Raw genomic sequence first — 22,659 nt, 5'->3', positions numbered from 1 at the left:
GATATCCGCTTGGGGATTTGTCAAATGGCATCGCCCCTTTTCAGAGAGAACGCAACCGTGTCCCAGTCACCTTTCGATTCGCCAACCCAACTTGAAAAACCAATCTACGGATACTTGGTGATCACCGTTGCGCTGATCGTGGGGATGGTTTCGGCGTCAGTTTTTGGTCAGCCGCCTAAAGATTTACCACCTGAAGTGGCTCCGATCCGCAGTGACCAGGGAATCTCGTCAGCCCCGGTCGATTCTTTGCAGAGGGCAAGTGGCCCGATTGAGGAGCATGTGGCGGTCAATTCGCGTCAGTGGATTCTGGGTGTGCGAGCCAGCGACACCAGGATCGGCGCGGTGGTCACCTCTGTCGTGCCGCTAAGCGCTGCGGCCCATGCGGGGCTGGAAGCAGGCGATCGCATTCTGGCGATCAACGGTTTGCAAGCCGGAAGTGTCGGCCGGCGAATCGTTCCGCTCTTTCGCGTGGTCGAGATGGCTGATGGCGGAAACGCTGAAATTTTGGTGCAGAAAAAGTCCAGCAGTTTGAAGGTCTTGAACGTGCAGTTGCAGACCCCGGAACAGTCGCTCGGTCTGCGGTCGTAGGCGAAACGCACTTCCTCGGCTGGTTGAGCTTGCGGATTGCGGTGCTTGGGGAGGGTGCGGGTCGTGGTGTGATTGTGCGGATAAAAACCCCTCGATCCAGGGCTTTCGTGGCGGGCCGATTCTGTCGGTTAACCCTCACTATCCGACTGACCGATGCAAGCCCTACAGAAAGGCCGCACCCGTCTCTGCGGCCATGTCCTTACCGGCCGGCCGAGGCAGCGATGGTTTGGTTGAAACGCATTCAGTTGAAACGCATACACACGAGTTGGCTTGGTGTTTCTTTCTTTCGGGGACACCTTGTTCAGGAAAAACTGGCAGCGACCGTGTTGGGTGTCCTCATCGCCTGCACCGTGGTCACCCTTTGTAATTGGGGCACCAATGCCTCTGCAGCTCGTCATGAGTTGCCGTCGGGGATGCCAGCAACACCTGAAGTGCTGAATGACACCGCATCGTTGCCCAAATTGTTTTCGCAGCAGATCGAAACACAGCAAACGGAACTCGCCGTTTTGCACAGTGGTCTGCCAGCGTTTGCACGGGTGGAGAGGGCCGCACGTCTTCGTCCCGTGTATGAAGCGATGATCGAAACCGAGGAAACTCGATTGGCGATCCGCAATCAGATGCGGCACCGGATGTCGATGGCAAAGCGGATTGAGGTTCCGGCGATTCAGACGTCGGGTGATCCGCAACAGGGTGGCTCGCAGAGTGAGGTGCGTCCTGTATCAGCGATGATCCGTCACAACGAAAAGATGCATGTTTCACGAGTCCCCGCGTTGACGGACGGCTTGTCGCTGGAAATGCGTGGTCAGCAACCGCGACGGGTCGCCGTTTCCGAGTTGCCCCGCAAAGTCGCACAGGCAACGGCTTCACAAATGCGAATCAATCAGTTCTGTGTCCAGCCTGTCGAAGCGGCTCCGATTGAGTTGGCACCCGCGACGGTAGCAGCGCAAGAGACAGACACCGCGGTCGCAGAAACTGTCCAAGAGCTTGAGTCACCGCGGGACATGAAGGATACCTATCCTCCTGTGTTCTCTGCGGCGATCGATTTTCTTCAGCGCGAGATTCCGCTTCCTGTCGTTGAGAAACGCGATCAATCGGTGGCTGTCGAGGAAGTGGAATCGTTTGAGGAAATCGTGCGGCAACATCGTACCGACACAGCCGTCGAAATTGTTGAAACCCCAACGACAGTCGAACCGCTCGCTGGCGAGATCCAAATCGCCGAGTCTGACGACGAAGCAACGCATCATCAGTCATTGGATCAAGAGCAGTTGGATCAGGTGGCATCTGTTGTATTGGAGGAACCGGAGCTCGTCACGTTGAACGTAAACAATGTGGATGTGCGAACCATCTTGGAAATGTTGGCCAAGGGTTATGGGCTGAATATTCTGGTCGCCCCGGGGGTTCAAGGGACGGTCACGGCGAATCTTACAGGTCTTTCACCGGAGCAGACCTTGCGAAGTATCACTCGCATGTGCGGGTTGGCGATTCAGCGTGAAGGCGAGGCGATTTTGGTCTATCCGAACGACGGTTTGCCATTGGACGCCCGCTTGGTTCGCTCGTTTCCGCTCGATTTTGTTCGGGCGGAAACGGTGGAGGGGACTGTGCGCACGCTGCTTTCTCCGATCGGCACCGCGTACCCAACCGCACTTGACGAGACCGATAATCGCCGTGGCCATGAATCAATTGTCGTGATCGATGTGCCTGAGGTCATCGAACGGGTCGAGCGGTATTTGTTGCAGGCCGATCAGCCACCACGTCAAGTGATGATCGAGGCGCGAGTGCTTGAGATCGAACTGACCGATGGGATGGAGCATGGGGTGAATCTGGAGCACCTTGCCGGGAAGAATTTTCGTTCCGGTGCACTGCGAATGGCAGACAACTTGGCCTCGTCAACCAATCCGTTTTTCTTTGCCGAGATCAACGGTGACGAAGTCTTCGCATTGTTGACGCTTTTGCAAACGACGACAGATGCGAAAACATTGGCCACCCCCCAGGTCATGGTCGTGAACGGCCAGATGGCGAAAATTCAAGTTGGGCAGCAACTCGGCTACGCGGTCGCGACGGTCACGCAAACGTCAACGATCCAAGACGTTCGATACCTGGATACCGGGATTGTGTTGCAGGTGACCCCAACGATCAGCCGCGACGATCGCGTGTTGCTGCAAGTGAAACCCAAAGTAAGCAGCGGTCAGATCAATCCGGAAACGTTGTTGCCGGAAGAGACGACGCGCGAGGTCGAAACGTCGGTGATGTTGGGCAACCATCAGGGGATGATTATCGGGGGCCTGATCCAGGAAGACGATCGAGTGGTGGTCCGCAAACTTCCTTGGCTCGGCGACGTGAAACATGTCGGTCCTTTGTTTCAGCGGCGTGAAACGAAACGGTCACGTAGTGAGATCATCGTGGCTTTGATCCCGCACATCATGGACGTGTCGGAGCTAGAGTGCGGTTCGCATGGTGACTGTGAAATGGGACATTGCGAGATTCCAGACGTGGTGGGCCAGCAGGACCAATGGCAGCGGACCAGTACTCGTCTGTTTGATGGGCCACTCAACCGCACCTGTCGGCCTTGGGAGGCAAGGCTGCCGGACGTCGCCGGTGAAGGACATTGCAGCGACGAGATTGATCGAATTCGAAACCGGCACCCGTTTTGCAAGGGATGTGCCCCAATTGGATCCGAGATAATCCTCGACTAATTGCCCGGTTTGTCGTACCGCGTTAAACTCGCATGCGACAGGGATCCGAGTACTTTAGGGCGGCCGGATCGGCTTGGCAGACTCCTTCGAGATCCCCGATTTCGAGGTGTCGATGCCCAGCCAAGTGGACTTTGGATCGATTTGCCCAGCAGCTGCGATTGTTGGGGCTTTTCGATCGAGGACACTTCCTTCACGCTGGTGCAGTCAAAGTCTCAGCCATTTTCCGCGATGGCAGCGAGGCTTGCCGGAGTGCACCGGGCCGATGACTTCTACCCACCATTGCCAGTTCAATCCATTTCGGACGACCTCATGACCTCCAGCGATAAATTGCAAACCCAAGACGTCGGAACCGCTCGATTGACCTTCGGGGACCAGGAGATCGAGATGCCGATGCTGGAGGGGAGCGAAGGCGAGCGAGCGATCGATATTTCGGAACTTCGAAAATTGACCGGGATGGTCACCCTCGATGAAGGTTTCGTGAACACGGGAAGCACCCGCAGTGCGATCACGTTCTTGGATGGCGAAAAAGGCATCCTGCGTTACCGCGGCTACCCAATCGAAGAACTCGCACAGCATTGCGACTTTATCGAAGTGGCGTACCTGTTGATTCACGGAGAACTTCCCGATGCGGAGCAAGCCGCGACATTTCGTAGCGGGATCCGGCATCACACGATGATCCACGAGGACATGCGGTCGTTCTACAACGGGTTTCCGCGAGACGCACACCCGATGGCGATTCTGTCGAGTGTCGTCGGCGCCCTATCGACGTTCTATCAAGATTCGATGCAAGTGGATGATCCCGAGCAGGTCGAAATTTCGATCTATCGGTTGATCGCCAAGCTGCCCACGATCGCGGCGTATAGCTACAAAAAGTCGATCGGTCAGCCGTTCATGTATCCGAACAACGATTTGGATTACTGCGAAAACTTTTTGCACATGATGTTCGCCACACCGGCACACGAACACATGGTTGACCCAGACTTCGCCGAAGCATTGAACCTGTTGTTGATCGTTCACGCCGACCACGAGCAGAACTGCAGCACGTCGACCGTACGGATGGTCGGCAGCAGCAACGCCAACCTGTTCGCCTCCATTTCCGCTGGCATCGGAGCCCTCTGGGGGCCGCTTCACGGTGGTGCGAACGAAGCCTGTGTCGCGATGTTGGAAACGATCGCGAAAGACGGCGGCAACGTCAAAAAATATGTCGACATGGCGAAGGACAAAAACAATAGCTTCCGCCTGATGGGATTCGGTCACCGCGTCTACAAGAACTTTGACCCACGTGCCAAAATCATTCGTGCCTGCTGTGACAAACTCCTGGCCAAGCTAAATATCGACGACCCGTTGTTCGAAGTTGCACAAGAGCTGCAAGACGTTGCACTCAAAGACGAGTACTTCGTTGAACGAAAACTGTATCCGAACGTCGATTTCTATTCCGGTGTGATCTATCGTGCGATGGGCATTCCCGTGCAGATGTTCACAGTGCTGTTCGCGATCGGGCGTTTGCCTGGTTGGATCGCTCACTGGCGTGAAATGCATGCCAATCCCGGTAAGCGAATCTATCGTCCTCGCCAAATCTACACCGGCGATACCGAACGCAAGGTTGTTCCAATCGAGCAACGCTAGGTAAGAAGGATTGGCAAAGGAGAGATAGACGATCGAAGCGATGACGGATCAAAATCTTGCAACTCTGTTCGATCAGGGACTTGGGTACACCGAGTTCCTCGATCGATATGCGAACGAATCCCAGCGTTCACGTTGGGACAAAGTCCATGCGGCTGTGAATCTGACGGATTCGCAACGCGAATTGTTGGGCAGCTTTGTCCGCACGATGAAGGTGTTTGTGTCGACGGGGGCCTGGTGTGGTGACTGTATCAACCAATGCCCGATCTTCGACCATTTCACTCGTGTTAATGATCGCATCGAAGTGCGATTTTTCGATCGCGATGATCACCCGGATTTCGCGGATACGATTCGGACCTGCGGCGGCCGAAGGGTTCCTTCGTTGCTCTTCGTCAGCGAAGACAACGTTGTTTGCGGCCGATACGGTGACCGCACGATCGCGACGTACCGGCACCTGATCGCGACCCAGTTGGGACCGAGTTGTCCCACGGGGTTCGGTGATGTCAACCAAACGCTCTTGCAAGAAGTCACCGAAGACTGGCTCCGCGAGTTCGAACGGATCCAATGGATGTTGCGACTATCGCCGCGTCTGCGTGAACAGTACGGCGATTAGTCAGCAACCCACGTTTGTTGGCACAGGCGTTAGGTGCCTGTGCTTTCACGACGCATGACCGTTTCGGCCACAATGTCGACTCCGTCGAAGTTAAAGAAGCCTGGTACCAAGCTGACTTCGGAAATCGGAATTTCGATCTTTACCGAGACCTCGTCACCGGGTTCTGCGGTGTGGAGCGAAGTCGGCGTGACGGTGATGTTGGCACCGCTGATGTTCATGATCTGAAGTTCCTCGTTGATACGAGTTTGAACATCGTAGCTGGATGCCGTCGGCCGAATTCCGACGCGAGCACCTTCGCGGGAAGCTTGGATGATGGTTTCTTTGATGATGCTGATGCGACTCATTTCGATCAGCCCGAACGTGAAGATCAGCATCAAGGGAACGATCAGAGCGAACTCGACCGCCGCAGTCCCACGGCGGTCATTCTTTTTGCGACGAATATTCATGATGACGATTGATTTCGAACAGGATTCAATAGTGATGGAAGGAGATCATCAGCTCGTCGCTATTCGACCAACATGACAGGAGTGAATAGGAACTCGCTTTCTGTGATCTCTTCCTCCACAATCGAGTAATGGGCGACCGTCGGTGCGGGCTGGATCGTGACATGCTTCTTGTTCATCGGGCCGGTCAGCTTGACGTCCAAAATGCGGATGCCTTCGAAACGAACGATCGTGTACATCGCGTTGTTCCCGTTGCCTTGCACGGTGGTGAAGATCGGGATGATGCGCGGTTGGCCGATGATTTGAGCCAGTTCGGCTTTGATGCCCGCACTGATGCCCGTGTCGCCGTTCAATTCCAATTCGTGATTACTGTCAAACGCCAACGGCTTTCCCAGGTCAATCATGTCTTGCTGCGAAATGCCGTGTAGGATCTGGCGTCGCAAGTCACTGGTGCTGTTGTTGGCACTGCCGATGTCGACCGTGCCACGGTTACCTGGCGATCCGGTACCGGTTGGGTACAGCGAGCATTCGTAGTAGCCGTCGCCGCTGTTGGTGACCTGACCATTGACAAAGCCCATGTCGTCATCAGTTTGTTTGGCGACGACTTTTTCCCAAGTCTCCAGGTCAAGTGCGATCGGCAGGATGTTTAGCGTTTCACCGGATTTGCGCGGGCGGTGGAATCCGCCAATCTTCTTGAAGAGCGCTGCCGTTGATCGCGCTTGCAATGATTGCTCGTGGCGACCGGTTACGGCACCGAAGAACAGCGAAATTGCTGACCCGGCATCTTCAGTCTGGCGAACATGAACGCGGACCGCGTTGTAATCGGAGTTAGCTACGTCCAGCACGCCGCTTCCCAAATCGTAGTAGCCGATTTCGACGTCGGATTGTTCATCCAAAGTCGGCGTGTTGGAAGCGACTCTGTTCTTTGAGGCGAAATTGGATGCAGAGTGCGTGACGTTGGACTGGGCCAACGTTGGGGACTGGCCGGCGACGGCCGAATCAAAGAGTTCCCATGCGCCGGACATGGCGGCGGCATCGGCGGTGCGTTTGATTTCAGATCGCGAGACGTTGATGCGTCCGAAGTCGACCGCAACGGCACTCATGATCAGCAACCCGGCGATCAAGAAGACGCCAAAGACGACCGCGGCACCGCGTCGTTGTTTGCGAGGGCGGCGCGCACGCGAATGGGGGACAAGGAGCGTTCTAAAAACGGTTCTGGCAATGGGTGATGTCGTACTCACTGGATGATCTCGAATAACTTGGTGAAAGGTGGCATGCGCAGTCGCAGAAGGACGGCTGCTTGAATGCGGATAAGACGCGGTTACTGTGCGAACTGATTGAGAACGATGGTCTGTTGCGAGCCATCTGTTTTGATCAGTCGGACGGTCTTCAGGCGAATCGACGCGACTCGGTTTGCACCGAAGCCGATATCGACCGCCGCCACACTTTGTGAAGGCGTGTAGTTCTCCAGGCTCGTCAGCCCCTCGTCATCCATTTCCACCAAGTATTCAGGACCACCAAACGTACCCCACTGATATCCGTATCCGTTTTTCACCGCGAACATCAGTTTGCCATTGAAGACTGCCATCGCACTGGTCCAACGCAGGCGGTCGTTATCCCAAGTCAGCATCTGCTTCACTTGGCTGCGCTCTTCGTCTTGAGGCTCGTCACCTGTGAACGCACCCACGCGGAATCCGCCACTTGAGTAACCCTCTTCAGCCGCGTAATTCATCTGCAATTGAAAATACAGATCATCTCGACTCGTGTCCGGATACATGAAGAACGCGATTTGTGGCGAGTTGATTGCGGCCTCTGGTTCATTGATGACCAGCTCCCAATCCTCTTCAACCAAATAGACTTTAGGCTCAGCCGCTTGTGCGACGGACAAAAGCATAAAGGCGAAGCACAAGCCCCCGTAGCAAAGCATTCGCGTAGCGCGGATTAATGTCGCAGCCTGTGACATGGTGATTCCCCAATCAGATGAGATTTTGAAAGTTAGACCAAGCCGCGTGTGTTCCCTTTCGGTGGTCTGGCGATCCAATTGCTTCGAGAAATGAAGCAAATGGACCCATGACTTTGCGTCCCACGCTTGCACGTGGTTTGCCGTTTCGAGGGTCGAACGGGGGAACCAGCTGGATGGCTTGGTGTACGCAACCCTATGTCAAATCCGCTCATTCAAGAGCTGTGGAAGCATTAGTTCGTACCACTTTGGGGAAACGTTGTAACGGTTACAACGATTGGCGTAGGGACGCCTGAAAGGTTGAGGAAAACTCCCCCCCTGAGAGTTGGACAAACCCTAAGAAGGCATCGCGACATCGGCGCAGTTGCGCCAATCTTCGCGAGTTTGTGCCATTACTGAATTTCGCGTGTCCGGCTGCTCGCGATTGAGCTGGGGGAGGTCGTCGTCGCTGAGGGAGCTTCGAACCGCGAAAACTCCGCCCACAGAGGGAGATGGTCGCTGATTGAGTCCGCTTGCTCGGGAGTGAGTGCGAGGTCATCGGTGAAACTGACCACGCCTTTACGGCCAGCGTATTCGGCCGTGACGTTTCGATCGATCAAGATGTGATCGTTGGTTTTACTGCGACTGATGTTCGTTTTGATGTCGCCGGCGAGGGAGATCATCCCGTTGATCTTGGAAAGCTGCCCCAGGTGATCCGGGCCGGCGTTGAGATCACCGAGCAAGATAAAGTCGTCTTCGAGCCGTTCATTGAATTCAAATTTTCGAACGCGATGAAAGACGCTGGCGAGGATATTGATTTCGCTTTCTTGATCGTTGGGATCGACTTTATCGGGATCTGTATGGACGTTGATTGCGGTGAATTGGAATGGAGCTTGATTGATTCCGGGGGGGACAATCGTTTGGAAGGTCGCCACCATCGGTTCGCGATACATCCGCTCGCCACTATCGAGGACGACGTAGGCGCTGCCCGGGACAAGCCGAATCCGAGTCCGGTTATAGACAAACGCGTAGCTTTCACGTCGATCATCATTGCCAATCGGGTCACTGATGGTGGCGGCAAACGTGCCTCCGGATTCATTCAGAAGCCGAATCAGCTTTTCCAACGCGGCGCCGTCTTTGCCCCGGATTTCTTGGATCGCAACCAAGTCAAACCGGCTAATGATTTGTGCCAGCGTGCCCATCACATCGACACCGTGTTCGTTAACGCGGGTGTCAGATTTTTTGTCGCCGAAGTTTTCGATATTGAAAGTCGCTACCAAGATTTTGTCTTCGGGCAGCGGCTGCATCTGGTCCAGCGTGACCGTCTCGCCGCGGAAAGTCGCTTCGCTCTGTTCTGGCAGGATGTCGTCGAGTGCCGAGAAGCTCCATCCGCCGGTCAGCAAAGCGTAAATCGCATAGAGAGCACCAACCGAAGTTACACCGGGGCCAAACCAGCGCAACACGGGTAAACTGCTTTTGAATGAGCTCTTCTTACGACGCTTCGAAAAAAGTCCCACTCCGGCCTCCTTGCCGAATCCGTCGGAGAACACAGATTTCCTGGTGCTCGTCGTCCGATCGAAAAAATGATGAGTTAAATGATGGTCAGGCGAAGTGTGAATCGGTTGATGGGAAGCCACGTGGGCGCCCTCTTAACGCACTTACCATGCCGCTATAGAAAATCCGTGTCGATGGGGACAAGATCAATCGCATGACCGAGTACGAACAGATTCAGCGGCGTGTCGCGCGCGTTCGACGCCTTTCGACCTGGCTGGATAGTCGATTTCGCATTCCCGGCACGAAAATTAGGCTCGGGCTGGACAGCCTAGTGGGGGTGTTGCCTGGTGCAGGCGACGCGGCATCGGCGGTGGTTAGTCTTTGGTTGATCAGCGAGGCCGCCCGTTTGGGAGTGCCAGTCAAAACGCTCACTCGAATGCTTTTGAACGTCCTGGCCGATTCAACCTTGGGGGCCATTCCGATTGTCGGCGACCTGTTCGACATTTTTTGGAAATCGAACTTGCGCAATGCGGAGCTTTTAGAGGCAGAGGTGAAGCGGATTCATGGGATCGGTGTCGCGAACCAAGGAGGCGGAGATGACAAGTAGCCGCAGTGATGAGTTGTCGCGTGAACCGCCGACGCCGACGCCGCGATTTGCGATTTTACGACATCATGTGGGACGCGCGTTTCGCCGAGAACCTCGGTGTGAGGATGCCACAGCAGTTCAGCCGGTCCATTGGGATTGGTTGTTTCAAACGCCAATGGGAGAACGGCTTTCGACCTGGTCGACCGAAGAACTTGGCAGCCCGTTTCCTTGGGACGAAACACAGCGCTATGAAGCAATTCGGATTGCTGATCACCGGTTGAAGTACTTGGATTACGAAGGTGACATTGGTGGCGACCGTGGTACGGTGCGCCGCATTGCCGAGGGAGCGATCGTTCGATTTGACCTAGGGAGCGATCTCGTTCACTTTCGCGTCAAAATGCACAGCGATGCATTTGACTTGTACGGCGGCTTGTTGGACCTGCGATTCGAGCGATCGAGATTGGAAACGGGCGCCGATCAATCCAGTGACACGCTATCGCGATGGACATTGGGAATCGAAAAGTCGATCGAGTTTTCGGAATGATCTTTGACAGATGCGATTTTATAGATGGATCCACGCGGTTCGAATTCTGCCAAGGTGCCTTCGCCCGAGCGACCGGCAAAGCTGATTCGGCCGTCGGTCAATTCTAAGAATTCGACGATGACCGGCGACGCATCCATCCCGGAATACTTTTGCGGGATGTCGATCAGCGCGACCGTTTCACCTTCATGGTTATCCCAGCGAAGATTCAGACTGGACTTTGCAAAGATTTTCGTGATGCCGTCTTGGACACTGACCAGGGGGATCGGCAGTGCACCGGCATAAATCGAATTGATTTTGATTGCCAAGCAGTTTGGTTGGTCTGTCATTTGGATGCCGATATCACAACTGACCACGCCTTCGAATCGTCTGCTTTTGACGAGTGCGGCCGCAATCAAATTGCCTTCTTCAATTTTGATCTGAGGGTCTTGGACACCCTTGGATTGAAGCATTTTGAGGTAGCGTGGCATTTGATCGATCAACCATGCGTTGATCTGGTCTTCGGCAAAAGCGGCTTCCCAGATTCCGGCCTGTTCAACATCTGCTTGCAGTTGTTCCACACGAGCTTGCATCTTTTCGCTCGACTGGACGACCTCAGCGGTGGAGGTTCTCGAGGTTGAGATAGCCCGTTGGTAAAACTCGGGCACCTTGCGACTTTGACGGTATCCCCACCACAAGCTGATTGAGGCGGCTGCGACCAATCCGACTCCGACCAGCAAGATTCGCTTGATCAGACGTTTCATCGTGGTGCCTCAAAAGAAATTTAGAATCGAATCGGTCGTGGTAGCCATCCGCGGATTCGCTCCGCAACACTATCACGATTTTCTTTGGTTGATTGATCACCTGTCGAATTTAATTCGGCAGTCGACTGGGGGGCTTTTCCGGAATCGCTGCTGCCTTCGCCGGACGATGGCGCTCGGACATCAGAGACAGGAAGTGTAAGCAAATGTCGCGCCCATCGATTGCGAAGCAATTCGGCGGCAGGGTTGTAGTTTCCGCGTTGTAGGCCTTGGATTGCCAAGAATACTTTACCTTGTAAATGCGATCGTTCGGCACGCGTGACAAATTCATTGTGCAGACGAACGTCATCGATCCACAGTTTACCAGTCGAGAGGCTGTCGACGGTCAATCGTATGTTTTCTAGCGTGGTAGGGTCGAGGTTATCGATTTCTAGGATGTTCCGTTTTACCTGCCATTGCCCGCTGCAAGGGATTTCGAATTGGGAGATAAACCGAACCGGTTCGCCCCCCCGGATGCCCTCGAGTGAGACTCGAATCTCATGGGTTGGCAGTTTCGGGGTGGCATCTGATTTTGCGATTTCGACTGGGGTTTCGCCACCGCCAGCGTTGGTGACTTTGCCCGTGTGGATTTCTTGCAAGAATTCTGCACCGGTTTGCCGAATTGCTGGCGGAATCGGTTTGGCTTCGGCACGTATGGCCAACGAGACGGCAAGTCGCCCCGTCGTCGGGACTGGGATTGGTTCGCTAACAATCCACACACCTCCGTTGTTCTTCTCGTTCGCCAACAGACGGATCGAATGACTGCCTTCAAATGATTCGTGTTCGTCAAGCGTTACCGCATCGGCAGGAAACTGTGTGTGCATCCATCCGACGATTCCTACCTTGCCAGGCGATTCGAAATCGCCATTGTTGAGTGCATCGTAGATCGCCGGCGACCCGAGTGCGCCAATTTGATTGACGACCTTTGAAACCATCGTTTTGACGTGCTCGCGTGCGTTCTGAGCGTTTTTAAATTCAACTTTCCAATCCGCCACGTTCAATCGATTTGTCGCAGCTTGCAAGTTGAGAATCGTCGATGGTTCGACTTCGATCATGTCACCAGTTGCCACGGCAACGTGATCGACCGCTCGACGCAGGTTGGCCGCCGGCAGATTTAATCGCACCTCGTTCGACCAAGGTGCCTCGTTGAGCAGTGTCACAGTCGTTGTGGCTTGGTCGCTGTCAGATACAAAGACGTGCATGCCAAGATGCGATGCCGACCCATTGATATTCGCAATGCCTCGAAGCGATGTCGGGATTTGCCGAATTTGTTGAATCGAATTTCTCAGTGAATCATCGACAACGATCGGAAGCTTGTCGCTCTTGATCAAGATCCGCTGTGGGCTGTCTTGTACCATTCGATGGATCAAGCCGCTGTTGACTAACGGTTCGATGACATGTTGATCATTCTGACGAGTAACCAAACCGTATTCGATGACTGCCGCGTCAAGCGGATCGACGGAAAGGTCGTGGATGACATCGATTGGCGTTTGAACTGTTTCACACCAACTCTCCATCGTTTCGACAAAGATTTGGCCACACCACTGCTGTTCGGCAGCGTTCTCAAACCGCACGATGTCTCCGAGAGATTTCTCGCGGCCGTGTTGGCGGTCCATGTAAACGATCAACTGATCGTAGCCGAGCCAATTTGCGTGTTGATCCAGACGCTGCATCGCGAGCCATTGTGTTTCAAACAGACAAGTGCTCGCGGCGAAGTGATTCTGAAGTCGGGAGTGCGTTCCCGAGTCAACCAAACCCGCTGCCCAATTCCACGCACGCGTTGACCAAATCACTTGCCGATGAGACGGCGTTTGTGCGGTTGAGGTTGCAACGTCTGGCGATTCCGTTTCTGAACCGATTGCGACGACTGAATTCGATTGAATCCCGATCGAGCGGATCAGTACTTCGGTTTGATCTGACGTATTCGAAATCCGGATGAATTGTGGTTCGGTGCTGCTGTGGTAAAGCAGCACAATGCTGTTGTCTCCGAAGAAGCTTGCCTGCGTTGCATCGATCGGACGTTGGGCCGACAGCTCGAAGGTTTCGAGTGGCCCATCGAACTGAGGCGAAGAAGCGATTTCGATCTTCAGTTCTGCCGTGCGTTCGATCGGCAACTGTTGCTGGATCCGAAGTCGTAACTGGCAATCAGCCGCGGCCGTGGTCGCAGGCAAAACTCCCGTCACGCTCTCGGTTGAGCGAAGAAGATGATCCGCTAGTGGTCGCTGTTCACGCCAATTGGGCAAAGGCAGCGATTCCCCGACTCGTTTTGCGCCGGGGACAAATCGCGTCGGGTCAGGGATCCAACGTGTCCCGATCCAATGACTTGCATCAAATCGCGAGACTTGGCCGATCAGCTGCCATGCCGATCTCGCTTGCGGTGCCGTGACTGGTGAACCTACCGGGCTGACCAGCCACGGGGTCTTTAGTTCTGCAATTGTTTCAGTGCTTTTCAGATCGCTGCTGCGAAGTGTGAAGCGTTCCCAGAGTTTGTCTTTTGGATGCAACAACTGCACACGAATTTCGTAAACACCGGGTTCCGTGGGGGCGCGATCGGCAATCGAAATCGGTGTGGAATTTCCTTGGGCGTCCAAATCGACTTCGGTCTGTTCACGGCCGATCACGTTGCCACTTGGCACCTCTACCAATTCGTACTGCAGTCTTACTTGAGTCCCTGCATGTTCGATCAAAGAATTGATCGAAAGTGAGAGTGCTGCCGGCGAGTCCGCCGGGGTCATTGGCCAGGTTGCCGCGGCACTGCGAAGCTTGAACGGTTTCGTCGTCGCATCGTACGCCGACTGAAACGCGGCTTGGCGATTTGGTGACGATTGGGGAAGTGACTGACCAAAGGCATTGAAAGCAATACTGATGCTTCCGAGGTACAGTGCAAAGACCCCGATCAAGAACCGACGTACCAAGAACCGACGTACATCGAGCCACATCGGCAACCCATTCGTTGGATGTTTGTGTGACGCACCTGGGCGTTCGCTCGGACTTCCTTGTCCTTGCATCGACATCGTCAGCGGTTTAGCGGAATATTGGCTTTACGCAGCGCTTGGTTCAGCGCAGGAAACTGAAGTTAGCGATTGTCGGCCGTTGGCGACAAGACGAATCGATCACGAATCCATTGTGCCGCCGTATCAAGTGTTTCGTCAGCATCACGAATGTTGTAGTTCAATTCGCGTATCGCGCGTCCGCTGTCGTACCAATGGAATTGACCACTCATGGCAACTTGGGCGCTGTTCACATCGGTTTCACGGCCGGAAATTTTGGTCCACAAGTCTCCGACCGCTCCCGCCAGGTATTCAACACCGGGGCCCAGTGTTTGCACCGGTGGTCGGCTGCCCATTCGCTTCGCCATCTCGGTCCAAAGTTGGCGGTACGTCCAGTTGTGGCCTGCCAGGATGAATTGCCGCCCCGGTTCGCAGCGATAATCGATCGCCGCGACGACCCCTTTGGCGACGTCGCGTGAATCACAAACACTGCACCCACCGCGAGGCGCGACCGCTTTCCAGCCCTTGCCCAATTCCAAAAGCATCCGACCGCTGCTTGGTTTCCAGTCCCAAGGTCCCAGCATAAAGCCGGGATGCAGGACCGTCGCATTGAGTCCTGATGCAACGGCCCGTTCGACTTCTGCCAAGGCTGCCTTTTTGCTTGCAACATAGGCACAGGGAATCTGTCCGCCAGCGTGACCAAGCGGAGTGTTCTCGTCAGCTTCGGTATTAGGAGATCCAAGTGCGATAGAGTTGACGGTGCCGATGAAGAGCAGTTTCTTTTGGTACTTCAAGCAAGCGTTTGCGATTCTGCGTGTCCCGTCTCGATTGACCCTCATTGATTCGTCCATTTTTTGCCAGCCGAGATGAATCATCGCGGCGCAGTGAATGACTGCGTCGCATGATTCAATGACTTGTTCAAGATAGCCGGCGGAGGATTTTTCGAGGGAACCGTCGTCGTGTTGTTCGGCAGGTGTGAACTCCGCATGCACCGTTTCGACCGACCCCGATTCGGTTTTGATTCCCTCAAAAACCTCGGGGTCAGGAGTTTGTCGGACGAGCGCGATCGGAGTGTAGCTTTGTTCGGCCAGCTCACGGACGATGGTGTTGCCGAGTAAGCCTGTCGCTCCAGTGACCAGGATCCGCATGTGGTTCTCAAAAAACGGTGGCGAATAGCTACCACGAGGGGTAACTTTCGATTCTTTTTTTATGTGGGTTAATCTGCCCTTGCAGGGGCAGCGATCGAATAGGATCGAGGAATTACGCGGGCAAACGTAGCAGGATTCCACCTTCGCAGCCATGTTGACTGAAGGGGTGAATTGACAAGTCACCCACCCGTTGACCAACCTGTCAGCGGTTTGACTTTCAGCGGATCCATTCCGCTTGTTCAAAAAATCGAGATTCAACTGCATGTCGCAAGACAAGCTGGAACTAATTCGTAAGGCAGCACCGAGTGTGCTGCCGAGTCTGTTGCTGTGTGATTTCGGCGATCTGAAGGGCGAGCTGGCTCGTTTGGAAGACGCCGGCGCCGAAGTGCTGCACCTGGACGTGATGGATGGAAACTTTGTCGGCAACCTGACCTACGGGATGCCTATCGTTGATGGTATTCGTCGTCACAGTGATTTGCCGATGGACGTTCACTTGATGATCAACGATCCGTTGTCATACGCGAAGCCAATGGTTGATGCCGGTGCGGACTTGCTGACGTTCCATGTCGAAGCGGTAGAAGATGCGTTGGCGGTAGCCGGCGGTATCAAAGATCTGGGCGTCGGCGTTGGTGTCGCATTGAATCCGGACACGCCGTTGTCGGCCATCGAATCTTGCTTGGATGTGGTCGATATGGTCTTGGTGATGAGTGTCAAAGCGGGATTTGGCGGCCAGAAATTCAATCCCGTGGCGCTCGAGAAACTTCGCACGCTCAAACAATCGCATCCCGAGTTGCTGCTCGAAATCGACGGCGGCATTGACAGTGAAACGATTGGCCCGGCAAGAGCGGCCGGCTGCGACCTGTTTGTCGTGGGATCGGCGATTTTCAAAAAGGACGACTACAAGTCCGCGATCGCCGACTTAGACGCTGCGATGAGCGGAGCTGTCTAATGAGTCGAACAGCAATGATGACGCGTGTCCTGCTGATCCGGCCGGGCGCGACGGATTTTGATGAACAGGGCCGCATGAAAGGTTGCTTGGACATGCCGCTCAGCTCGCGTGGTTGCGAACAAGCTGACGCGTTGGCCGAGGAACTTGCTCACGTCGACTTGCGGACGATTTACTATGCGCCTTGCGAGAGCGCATCGGAAACCGCCCGTCGACTGGTCGAGCGTTTGGAACGTCAAGGTCGTGATGCCAAAGCAAAAGCGGTCGATGCGTTTCGGAACTTGGACCATGGACTTTGGCATGGCAAGCTGATCGACGAAGTACGCCGCAATCATCCTCGTGTGTATCGTTTGGGGATTGAACATCCCGAAGTGTTCTGTCCGCCTGGAGGCGAGCCACTCGGTGACGCCCGCAATCGCGTTAGCAAGGCGATTCGCAAATGCACCAAGAAAGCGCGTGACGGAGTAATCGGACTGATCATTCCCGAACCGCTTGCATCGGTTGCCGAAAACATTCTTAACGGCGAAGAGCTGAAGAGCCTTTGGAAACACGAAACTGATTCGGCGAGTTGGACGCTGATCGAAACCGAGGTCTAGGTCGCAAACGGCTTTCGAGCCTTGGCGACGCTAAAAATTCCCCAGCGATCGATTAATAATCGTTCGCGTTTTAGACCTGCCTCTCGCACCAACGCGTCCATCTCCGCTTGGCTGCGGCAACGCATCACCCACGGATCACCGTCTCGGTTCGGGAGAACCTTGGCAATCATTTCTTGTTGTGGGTGCCATGGTTGATCGGTGTAGATCAGCCAGCCGCCATCACACAGAACGCTCGCAATTCCGGCAAGCGATTGCGTGATCGGTTGATTGTCGGGGAATAGTTCGTAGAGTCCCGAAACGATGACGATGTGCGCCGGTTTGTCTCCGGCAGCATTGCGAATGGAGCCCGGGTCAAACGCGTCGCTCTGTTTGAATTCGACCCGGTCGGTGATTCCAAGTGATTCGGCAAGCTGTTGGCCTTCCGACAAGCCGCCGGGATCACGGTCACACAAGGTCGCGTGGATGGGGGTGTCCGGATGTCGAAGGATCGTTTCTTGGAGGTATCGCCCGGGACCTGCCGCGATGTCCAACACTCGAACTTCGCCAAATTCCTTGGCGGCTTCGGCAATCGTTTGATCGAGCAATTGTTCCATGTGAACTTTGCGTTGGCGAATCCCTTTCCAGCCGACGGCGTCAAGGTAACCGCGATCGATGAGACGTCCGAGTGGTGACGTCCCTTCGGCCTTGTTGCGATAAACGTGGTCGAGCGATTGCCCGCTGTCGAAGCCGCTTTTCCAACCGATGCGAACACCGCGGCTCAGTCTGCCGCCGGTGTTGAGTGCGAGACGCTGCGTGGCGTACCAAGCGGACTTGATTGGCGAGTTTGGTCGAAGCAATCGATGGTACTTCTGTTCCGAAACGAAGGCCAACTGGTTGCTGCTCGGCCGAGTATTCGCGCCAACGAATTGCTGGTTGAGGAATGCAGCTGTCTGGTGAATGACGGTGGCACGGTCGCGTTCCCAAAACGTGCTGTGATAAAAACCTTGAAGCTTGACGAGTTTTTTGTTGGGTGATGAGAGACCGGCGAAGAAACGTTTTTGTGCGTCTTTGCGGACCACGAAGTCGCGGTCGGAGACGAACATCAGTGTTGGCGTCGAAATCGCGGCGGCGTCATCCATCAAACGTGTCGAGGTATCGTGCAAGTCCAGCAAGACATTGACCGCGATACGGGGAGAAATCAGCGGGTCGTTTGCGTAGGCGTCGGCTTGATTTTGATCATGGGTCAGCATGCCCGGTTTGACGTAGCTGCTGATAAAGCTCTTCGGGCGAAATTTGTTTAGCAAACGCAGTCCGGGGATGGCGAACGGAACATAGAGTTTGATTCGCAAAGCGGGCGTTGCGAGCACCATCGCTCGAACCGGTGGGGCATAGTCATGAATCCAGGCTGCGGCCAATACCGCGCCGACGCTTTGCCCGACAACTCCCATTTCATCGATCGAGAGCTGGAACTGATGTTCGATGTGCGAAGCAAACTCGTCCGCATCTTGAACCATGCGAGAGAAACTTTCTGCGGCGCCACGCGGTCCCGACGTTTTACCATGTCCACGGGCATCCCAAGCAAAGAACCAACAGTCATCCATTTCGCTAGTGTCAACAAATTCTTGCCAACGGTCGGAGTGCTCGTGTCCGCGATGGAATAGCAAGACCGAACGCTGGCTTTCGTTCGTCGGTTTCCAATACCGATAGAAAATGATTTGTCCGTCACTGGCAACAAACGACGCTTCGATCGACTGGCGAGGTTGTTCACTCGATTGCGAGGCATCAGCCACTTGAGCAGGACATTGGGCATCGAGTTGTGATGGAAGTGTCATTGTTGCCACGGTTTAGGCCTCTGTTGGCGTGTGAAGCGGTGTCTGGACTAAGAGAGCCTGGCGGCAGCGATTCCAAACGGAGACAGTCGATAAAAAAAGCAAAACGATGAAGTAGATGCTTGCCCCGAGGGAATTGATCCATCCGCCCGCCACGAGAACTGAGAACAATCCGATCCAAAACGCTCGATCGCTTTTTCCCATCGGCCCGTCGTAGCGTCGTTCCGATCCGACTTGCAGCGCCGCGATACCGGCAAATTCGACAATCACAGCCGATAGGACGAACAGGACAGTCGCCGGAGCCGAAACCATTGGGACGAATGCCAGCGGCAAGTACAGAAATGCGTCACTGATCACATCGCCTAGCTCGTTCAGGATCGCACCCAGGCGACTTTTTTGGTCAAACTCACGCGCCAGCATGCCATCGATCGCATTGAGCCCCATTCGGAGAAGCAGCGTGAAGGGCATCATCGCTAGCGCCCACCAAGACGTCGGGTACAACGCAATCAACAAACCTTGGCAGACTGACAGAAAAACAGCGAAGAGGGTGACTTGGTTGGCCGTGACTCCACTACGGGCAAGAGTGCGGACCAGAGGTCGAAGTGTGGCTTGGAACTTGGGTTTTAGATCGTAGACGCTAGGCATGGTTGTTCTTGTCGCAGGGTATGTTCGTGAAGGTGTGTGGCGAAGTCCAACGTGTTCGATTCGAATCGCAGGTTTCGGATCTCGGGTCGAACGACGATCTTTGGACGCGCTCGACGAATCAATTCAAAGGCGTCCTCTGTCGATCCGCAGCGCCCTGTCATGACCAGCCAACCGGCAATCAAAGCCGCGCTGCGTGAGTAGCCCGCTTTGCAATGAACCAGCACACCGCGTTCGCGATTGGATTCGATGAACTGGGCGGCTTCGATCAGTTGCTCTGTGGTCGGTGCTGTCAGATCCAGGATGGGCAATTCCAATCGTTCGATCGTTCGGAGCTGAGGTGTTTCATCAAATGCGACGCAGACGTCAATCACCGCACTGATCGCACGATTTACGAGTTGCGTCGCTTCGGATTGATTTGGCAGGCGTCCGATCCAGACGTTATCCAAGACATGGTCGGCCACGTTTGATTGTGTCGCGTAGTACTTCCAGGAAAGCCACTGGCCGGCAAGCACTGGCCCCAGGACGAATCGAGTTGGCCAGGAGAGGCGTCCGCCGCAGCGGCGGTAGATCGATTCACCAAGACAAAGATAACCAAGCGAAGTGATCGCACAGGCGACGCCGGGCCAAAGCGTGAACCAGCCAAGTTTCGGATAAATGGTAATCGGGACGATAAACAGCATCGCAGAAAACGCATAAATCCCTGCGATGCCAAAGCTAGGCGTGTGGTTGCGTCGCCATCCCAATCCGTCGAAGACGTACATGACAAAGGTCGCTAGGATGAATCCGCCTAGCACGTCAATGAAATGGTGCTGGTAAAGAAGCAACGTCGAGCACCCAATCAAGAAAAACCAGATGTTCATTGCGATGCGTGTGAGCCCGCGACAGTGTTTGCCGTAATGGACTGCCAGGACGGTCCGCAGCGCGATATGCATCGATGGGCACAGATTGAAAGGTCGATCCATCGCGGTAAACCAAGTGTAGATATCGCCAAACAGTCCCGTCGGTTGTGGTCGCTGTACGGCAAGTTCAAGTGGATAGATCAGGAAGCAAGCGGCGGCGACAAAAACGATTGCCGAAAGTCGTTTTCCCAGGACCCGCAGTTCACTTCGACTGGAACAAAAGAACGGTGCCGCAATAAAGAATGCGTCGATCGACATGTAGGGGACGATCATGATCGGAACGAATGGGATGATCTGCTCCCACTCGTAGTACCACGTTCCAACATCTTGGCGAAAAGATGTCAGGTACGCGGCACCTCCGTAGAAGACCAAAAACAAGGCAGAAGTGACGAGGGCGACCGCACCCGCTTCGGTCCACGAAGGGCATTGGCGATTTGCCGAGTTCACAGTGGATTCGGCGAATTGTGGGGTTTGAGACATGCTTGGCCCAGTTGTGCGGAAGTTGTTTCCGAAACAGAGCCTTTCTTGACCGGTTTGTTCGCGTTCGTCCACGCAAGCGAAGTCTTGGCGGGCTCCTAGAAAACTCTCCCCAATAGAGGCCCGTCGCACGAGGCAACGGGATGTCGAAATCGTCTATCTTGGTAGCCCTATGGAACACCTCGCCCCCGAAGTCCGTTACTCCCTACTAGGGATTGCCGTCGCCCTTGTAATTTCAACACTCGCGATCACGGGGGCCAAGTGGATGTTTGGCCGCGACCGTGATGGCGAGTTGGTCAGTCGGATCAAAACTTGGTGGGTAATCGTCGGCTTGTTTGTCGTGGCGATTTTGCCATCGAGCAGTTCTGCGGTTTGGCTGTTCGCATTCGTCAGCTTTTTGGCACTCAAAGAGTTCCTGTCGATGACGCCAACTCGCAGGGCTGACCGGCGCGTGTTGTTTTATGCCTATGCTTCGATCCCGCTCCAGTATTACTTTGCCGCGGTGAACTGGTACGGCATGTTCATCGTGTTTCTACCCGTGATCATGTTCATCGCGTTGCCCGCACGAATGATTACGATCGGCCAAACGGATGGGTTTTTAAGAGCTGCGGGAACGCTTCATTGGGGGTTGATGCTGACAGTCTTCAGCTTGTCGCACGTCGCAATTCTGTTGATGTTTGATCCGGGATCGTCAGGGCAAGCTCGGTTGCTTGGGCAGTATCCGTCCGAAATTGGCAAGCTTTATCCAGGGCCGGGACTATTGTTGTTCCTGGTTCTGATGACTGAGTTAAACGACATCTTTCAGTTTTGTTGGGGAAAGTCGATTGGCGGATCAAAGGTCGCGCCGTCGGTCAGTCCCGGCAAGACCTATGCAGGGCTGATCGGTGGTGCATTGACCACGATTGTGGTGTCGTTGTTGTTGGCACCACGATTGACGCTGATGGATTGGAAATGCTCCGCCATCGCGGGCGTCATTATCGCGTTCGCCGGGTTCTTTGGTGATCTGTGCATGTCGTCCTTGAAACGCGACTTAAAGATCAAAGACTTTGGGGCGACACTGCCCGGGCATGGTGGGGTCTTGGATCGTGTGGATTCATTGATCTTTACAGCTCCCCTTTTCTTTCACTTCGTTTACTACTTCTACGGTTGAGTCGCAGTCCAATGAATCACATGCTGCGCTGGCTGTTTTTTGCGATCGTCGTGCGTCCTTTGATGATCATCATCCTCGGTACCAACTTGAGGCACCGCGAACGGATCCCCGCACGAGGTCCCGCGATCATCGTTGCGAACCACAACAGTCACTTGGATGTGTTCGCTTTGATGCACGTACTCGGGCTTGAGCGGTTGCGTTACGTTCGTCCGGTGGCGGCAGCGGATTACTTTTTGACCAAGCCGATACGAAGTTGGTTTGCCAGAAACATCGTCGGTATCATTCCGATCGATCGGAATCAGGTCGGACGGGATCGCGAGGGGCGACACCCACTGCAGGCGATCTCTGATTCGCTCGACAACGAGGACATTGTGTTGTTGTTTCCGGAAGGTACGCGTGGCGAACCGGAGACGATGATGGATTTTCAAACGGGAGTGGCACACTTGGCCCGTCGTCACCCCGATGTGCCCGTGATTCCCGTCTTCATGCGCGGGCTTGGCAAGGCATTGCCCAAGGGCGAGGCAATTTTAGTCCCGTTCCTTTGTGACATTGTGTTTGGAAGCCCGCTGGAGTCCGGTTTGCCGAAGAAGGAATTCATGGGGCGGTTGAACGAATCGATCGATGCGTTGTCCGCAGAACTTGGCGGTGGCGAGTGGGCGTAGGTCAACAAAAAAGGCACAGGGAGTTTGCCCTGTGCCTTT

20 protein-coding genes and 1 riboswitch are annotated in these 22,659 nt (G+C 54.7%); of the genes, 10 read left to right on the top strand and 10 right to left on the bottom strand.

Features of this window, described 5'->3' with window-relative positions; all coding sequences use genetic code 11:
• The first annotated feature begins 57 nt into the window (after positions 1–57).
• The 4 genes from CGZ80_RS02360 (at position 58) to CGZ80_RS02345 (ending at position 5,517) form a co-directional block, all read left to right on the top strand.
• Complete coding sequence (locus tag CGZ80_RS02360) at positions 58–588, top strand: PDZ domain-containing protein (protein WP_198953610.1); 531 nt, start codon at positions 58–60, stop codon at positions 586–588.
• A gap of 221 nt (positions 589–809) precedes the next feature.
• A complete protein-coding gene (locus tag CGZ80_RS02355; RefSeq protein WP_094411167.1) occupies positions 810–3,281 on the top strand; it encodes a type II secretion system protein GspD in 2,472 nt (823 codons plus the stop codon).
• A 309-nt stretch (positions 3,282–3,590) separates the two neighbouring features.
• Positions 3,591–4,907, top strand: a complete 1,317-nt coding sequence (locus CGZ80_RS02350) for a citrate synthase (RefSeq protein WP_094411187.1) — start codon at positions 3,591–3,593, stop codon at positions 4,905–4,907.
• A gap of 40 nt (positions 4,908–4,947) precedes the next feature.
• Complete coding sequence (locus CGZ80_RS02345) at positions 4,948–5,517, top strand: thioredoxin family protein (RefSeq protein ID WP_094411166.1); 570 nt, start codon at positions 4,948–4,950, stop codon at positions 5,515–5,517.
• Between the two features lie 29 nt (positions 5,518–5,546).
• Here CGZ80_RS02345 and CGZ80_RS02340 read toward each other — a convergent pair whose 3' ends face one another.
• From CGZ80_RS02340 to CGZ80_RS02325, 4 genes are all read right to left on the bottom strand, one after another.
• The gene (locus CGZ80_RS02340) at positions 5,547–5,963 is read right to left on the bottom strand and encodes a TadE/TadG family type IV pilus assembly protein (protein ID WP_094411165.1); all 417 of its coding nucleotides are present in this window, start codon (positions 5,961–5,963) and stop codon (positions 5,547–5,549) included.
• A gap of 59 nt (positions 5,964–6,022) precedes the next feature.
• On the bottom strand, positions 6,023–7,201 hold the full coding sequence (locus tag CGZ80_RS02335) for a pilus assembly protein TadG-related protein (protein WP_233148173.1): 1,179 nt from the start codon (positions 7,199–7,201) through the stop codon (positions 6,023–6,025).
• An 80-nt stretch (positions 7,202–7,281) separates the two neighbouring features.
• Positions 7,282–7,923 (bottom strand): hypothetical protein, encoded by a 642-nt coding sequence (locus CGZ80_RS02330; protein ID WP_143543700.1) that lies wholly within the window; start codon positions 7,921–7,923, stop codon positions 7,282–7,284.
• Between the two features lie 57 nt (positions 7,924–7,980).
• Positions 7,981–8,075, bottom strand: a riboswitch (cyclic di-GMP riboswitch).
• Positions 8,076–8,312: 237 nt separating this feature from the next.
• The gene (locus CGZ80_RS02325) at positions 8,313–9,416 is read right to left on the bottom strand and encodes an endonuclease/exonuclease/phosphatase family protein (RefSeq protein ID WP_143543699.1); all 1,104 of its coding nucleotides are present in this window, start codon (positions 9,414–9,416) and stop codon (positions 8,313–8,315) included.
• 191 nt (positions 9,417–9,607) lie between these two features.
• Between CGZ80_RS02325 and CGZ80_RS02320 the strand changes: the two genes are divergently transcribed.
• Together CGZ80_RS02320 and CGZ80_RS02315 are read left to right on the top strand one after the other, a co-directional pair.
• The gene (locus CGZ80_RS02320; RefSeq protein WP_094411162.1) at positions 9,608–10,000 is read left to right on the top strand and encodes a DUF4112 domain-containing protein; all 393 of its coding nucleotides are present in this window, start codon (positions 9,608–9,610) and stop codon (positions 9,998–10,000) included.
• Positions 9,990–10,523, top strand: coding sequence for a hypothetical protein (locus CGZ80_RS02315; RefSeq protein ID WP_094411161.1), 534 nt, complete (start codon positions 9,990–9,992; stop codon positions 10,521–10,523). Before CGZ80_RS02320 ends, CGZ80_RS02315 begins: the two co-directional genes overlap by 11 nt.
• Here the strand turns inward: CGZ80_RS02315 and CGZ80_RS02310 are convergent.
• The 3 genes from CGZ80_RS02310 to CGZ80_RS02300 form a co-directional block, all read right to left on the bottom strand.
• Positions 10,457–11,263: a hypothetical protein gene (locus tag CGZ80_RS02310; RefSeq protein ID WP_094411160.1), complete on the bottom strand. Its 807-nt coding sequence runs from the start codon at positions 11,261–11,263 to the stop codon at positions 10,457–10,459. The genes CGZ80_RS02315 and CGZ80_RS02310 overlap by 67 nt on opposite strands.
• Positions 11,264–11,283: 20 nt before the next feature.
• Positions 11,284–14,313 (bottom strand): hypothetical protein, encoded by a 3,030-nt coding sequence (locus CGZ80_RS02305; RefSeq protein WP_094411159.1) that lies wholly within the window; start codon positions 14,311–14,313, stop codon positions 11,284–11,286.
• Positions 14,314–14,375: 62 nt separating this feature from the next.
• Positions 14,376–15,437 (bottom strand): NAD-dependent epimerase/dehydratase family protein, encoded by a 1,062-nt coding sequence (locus CGZ80_RS02300; protein WP_094411185.1) that lies wholly within the window; start codon positions 15,435–15,437, stop codon positions 14,376–14,378.
• A 262-nt stretch (positions 15,438–15,699) separates the two neighbouring features.
• On the opposite strand from CGZ80_RS02300, the gene rpe reads away from it, so the two are divergent.
• Positions 15,700–16,386: a ribulose-phosphate 3-epimerase gene (rpe, locus tag CGZ80_RS02295; protein WP_094411158.1), complete on the top strand. Its 687-nt coding sequence runs from the start codon at positions 15,700–15,702 to the stop codon at positions 16,384–16,386.
• A complete protein-coding gene (locus CGZ80_RS02290; RefSeq protein WP_233148172.1) occupies positions 16,386–16,979 on the top strand; it encodes a histidine phosphatase family protein in 594 nt (197 codons plus the stop codon). The genes rpe and CGZ80_RS02290 overlap by 1 nt, the downstream gene beginning before the upstream one ends.
• Here CGZ80_RS02290 and CGZ80_RS02285 read toward each other — a convergent pair.
• The 3 genes from CGZ80_RS02285 to CGZ80_RS02275 are packed head-to-tail and all read right to left on the bottom strand — an operon-like array spanning position 16,976 to position 20,811.
• Positions 16,976–18,790 (bottom strand): bifunctional alpha/beta hydrolase/class I SAM-dependent methyltransferase, encoded by a 1,815-nt coding sequence (locus CGZ80_RS02285; RefSeq protein WP_094411157.1) that lies wholly within the window; start codon positions 18,788–18,790, stop codon positions 16,976–16,978. The two genes, CGZ80_RS02290 and CGZ80_RS02285, sit on opposite strands and share 4 nt — an antisense overlap.
• Positions 18,791–18,802: 12 nt before the next feature.
• Positions 18,803–19,432 carry a CDP-alcohol phosphatidyltransferase family protein gene (locus CGZ80_RS02280; protein ID WP_094411156.1) on the bottom strand — a complete coding sequence of 210 codons (630 nt, stop codon included), beginning with the start codon at positions 19,430–19,432 and terminating at the stop codon, positions 18,803–18,805.
• A complete protein-coding gene (locus CGZ80_RS02275) occupies positions 19,411–20,811 on the bottom strand; it encodes a phosphatase PAP2/dual specificity phosphatase family protein (protein ID WP_143543698.1) in 1,401 nt (466 codons plus the stop codon). The genes CGZ80_RS02280 and CGZ80_RS02275 overlap by 22 nt, the downstream gene beginning before the upstream one ends.
• A gap of 169 nt (positions 20,812–20,980) precedes the next feature.
• On the opposite strand from CGZ80_RS02275, the gene CGZ80_RS02270 reads away from it, so the two are divergent.
• Together CGZ80_RS02270 and CGZ80_RS02265 are read left to right on the top strand one after the other, a co-directional pair.
• Positions 20,981–21,958, top strand: a complete 978-nt coding sequence (locus tag CGZ80_RS02270; protein ID WP_094411154.1) for a phosphatidate cytidylyltransferase — start codon at positions 20,981–20,983, stop codon at positions 21,956–21,958.
• 11 nt (positions 21,959–21,969) lie between these two features.
• Positions 21,970–22,620, top strand: coding sequence for a lysophospholipid acyltransferase family protein (locus tag CGZ80_RS02265; protein WP_094411153.1), 651 nt, complete (start codon positions 21,970–21,972; stop codon positions 22,618–22,620).
• Positions 22,621–22,659 lie beyond the last annotated feature (39 nt).

The organism is Rhodopirellula sp. MGV, assembly GCF_002251265.1.
Classification (GTDB): Bacteria; Planctomycetota; Planctomycetia; order Pirellulales; family Pirellulaceae; genus Stieleria; species Stieleria baltica_A.
This window is presented reverse-complemented; position numbering and strand designations above follow the sequence as displayed.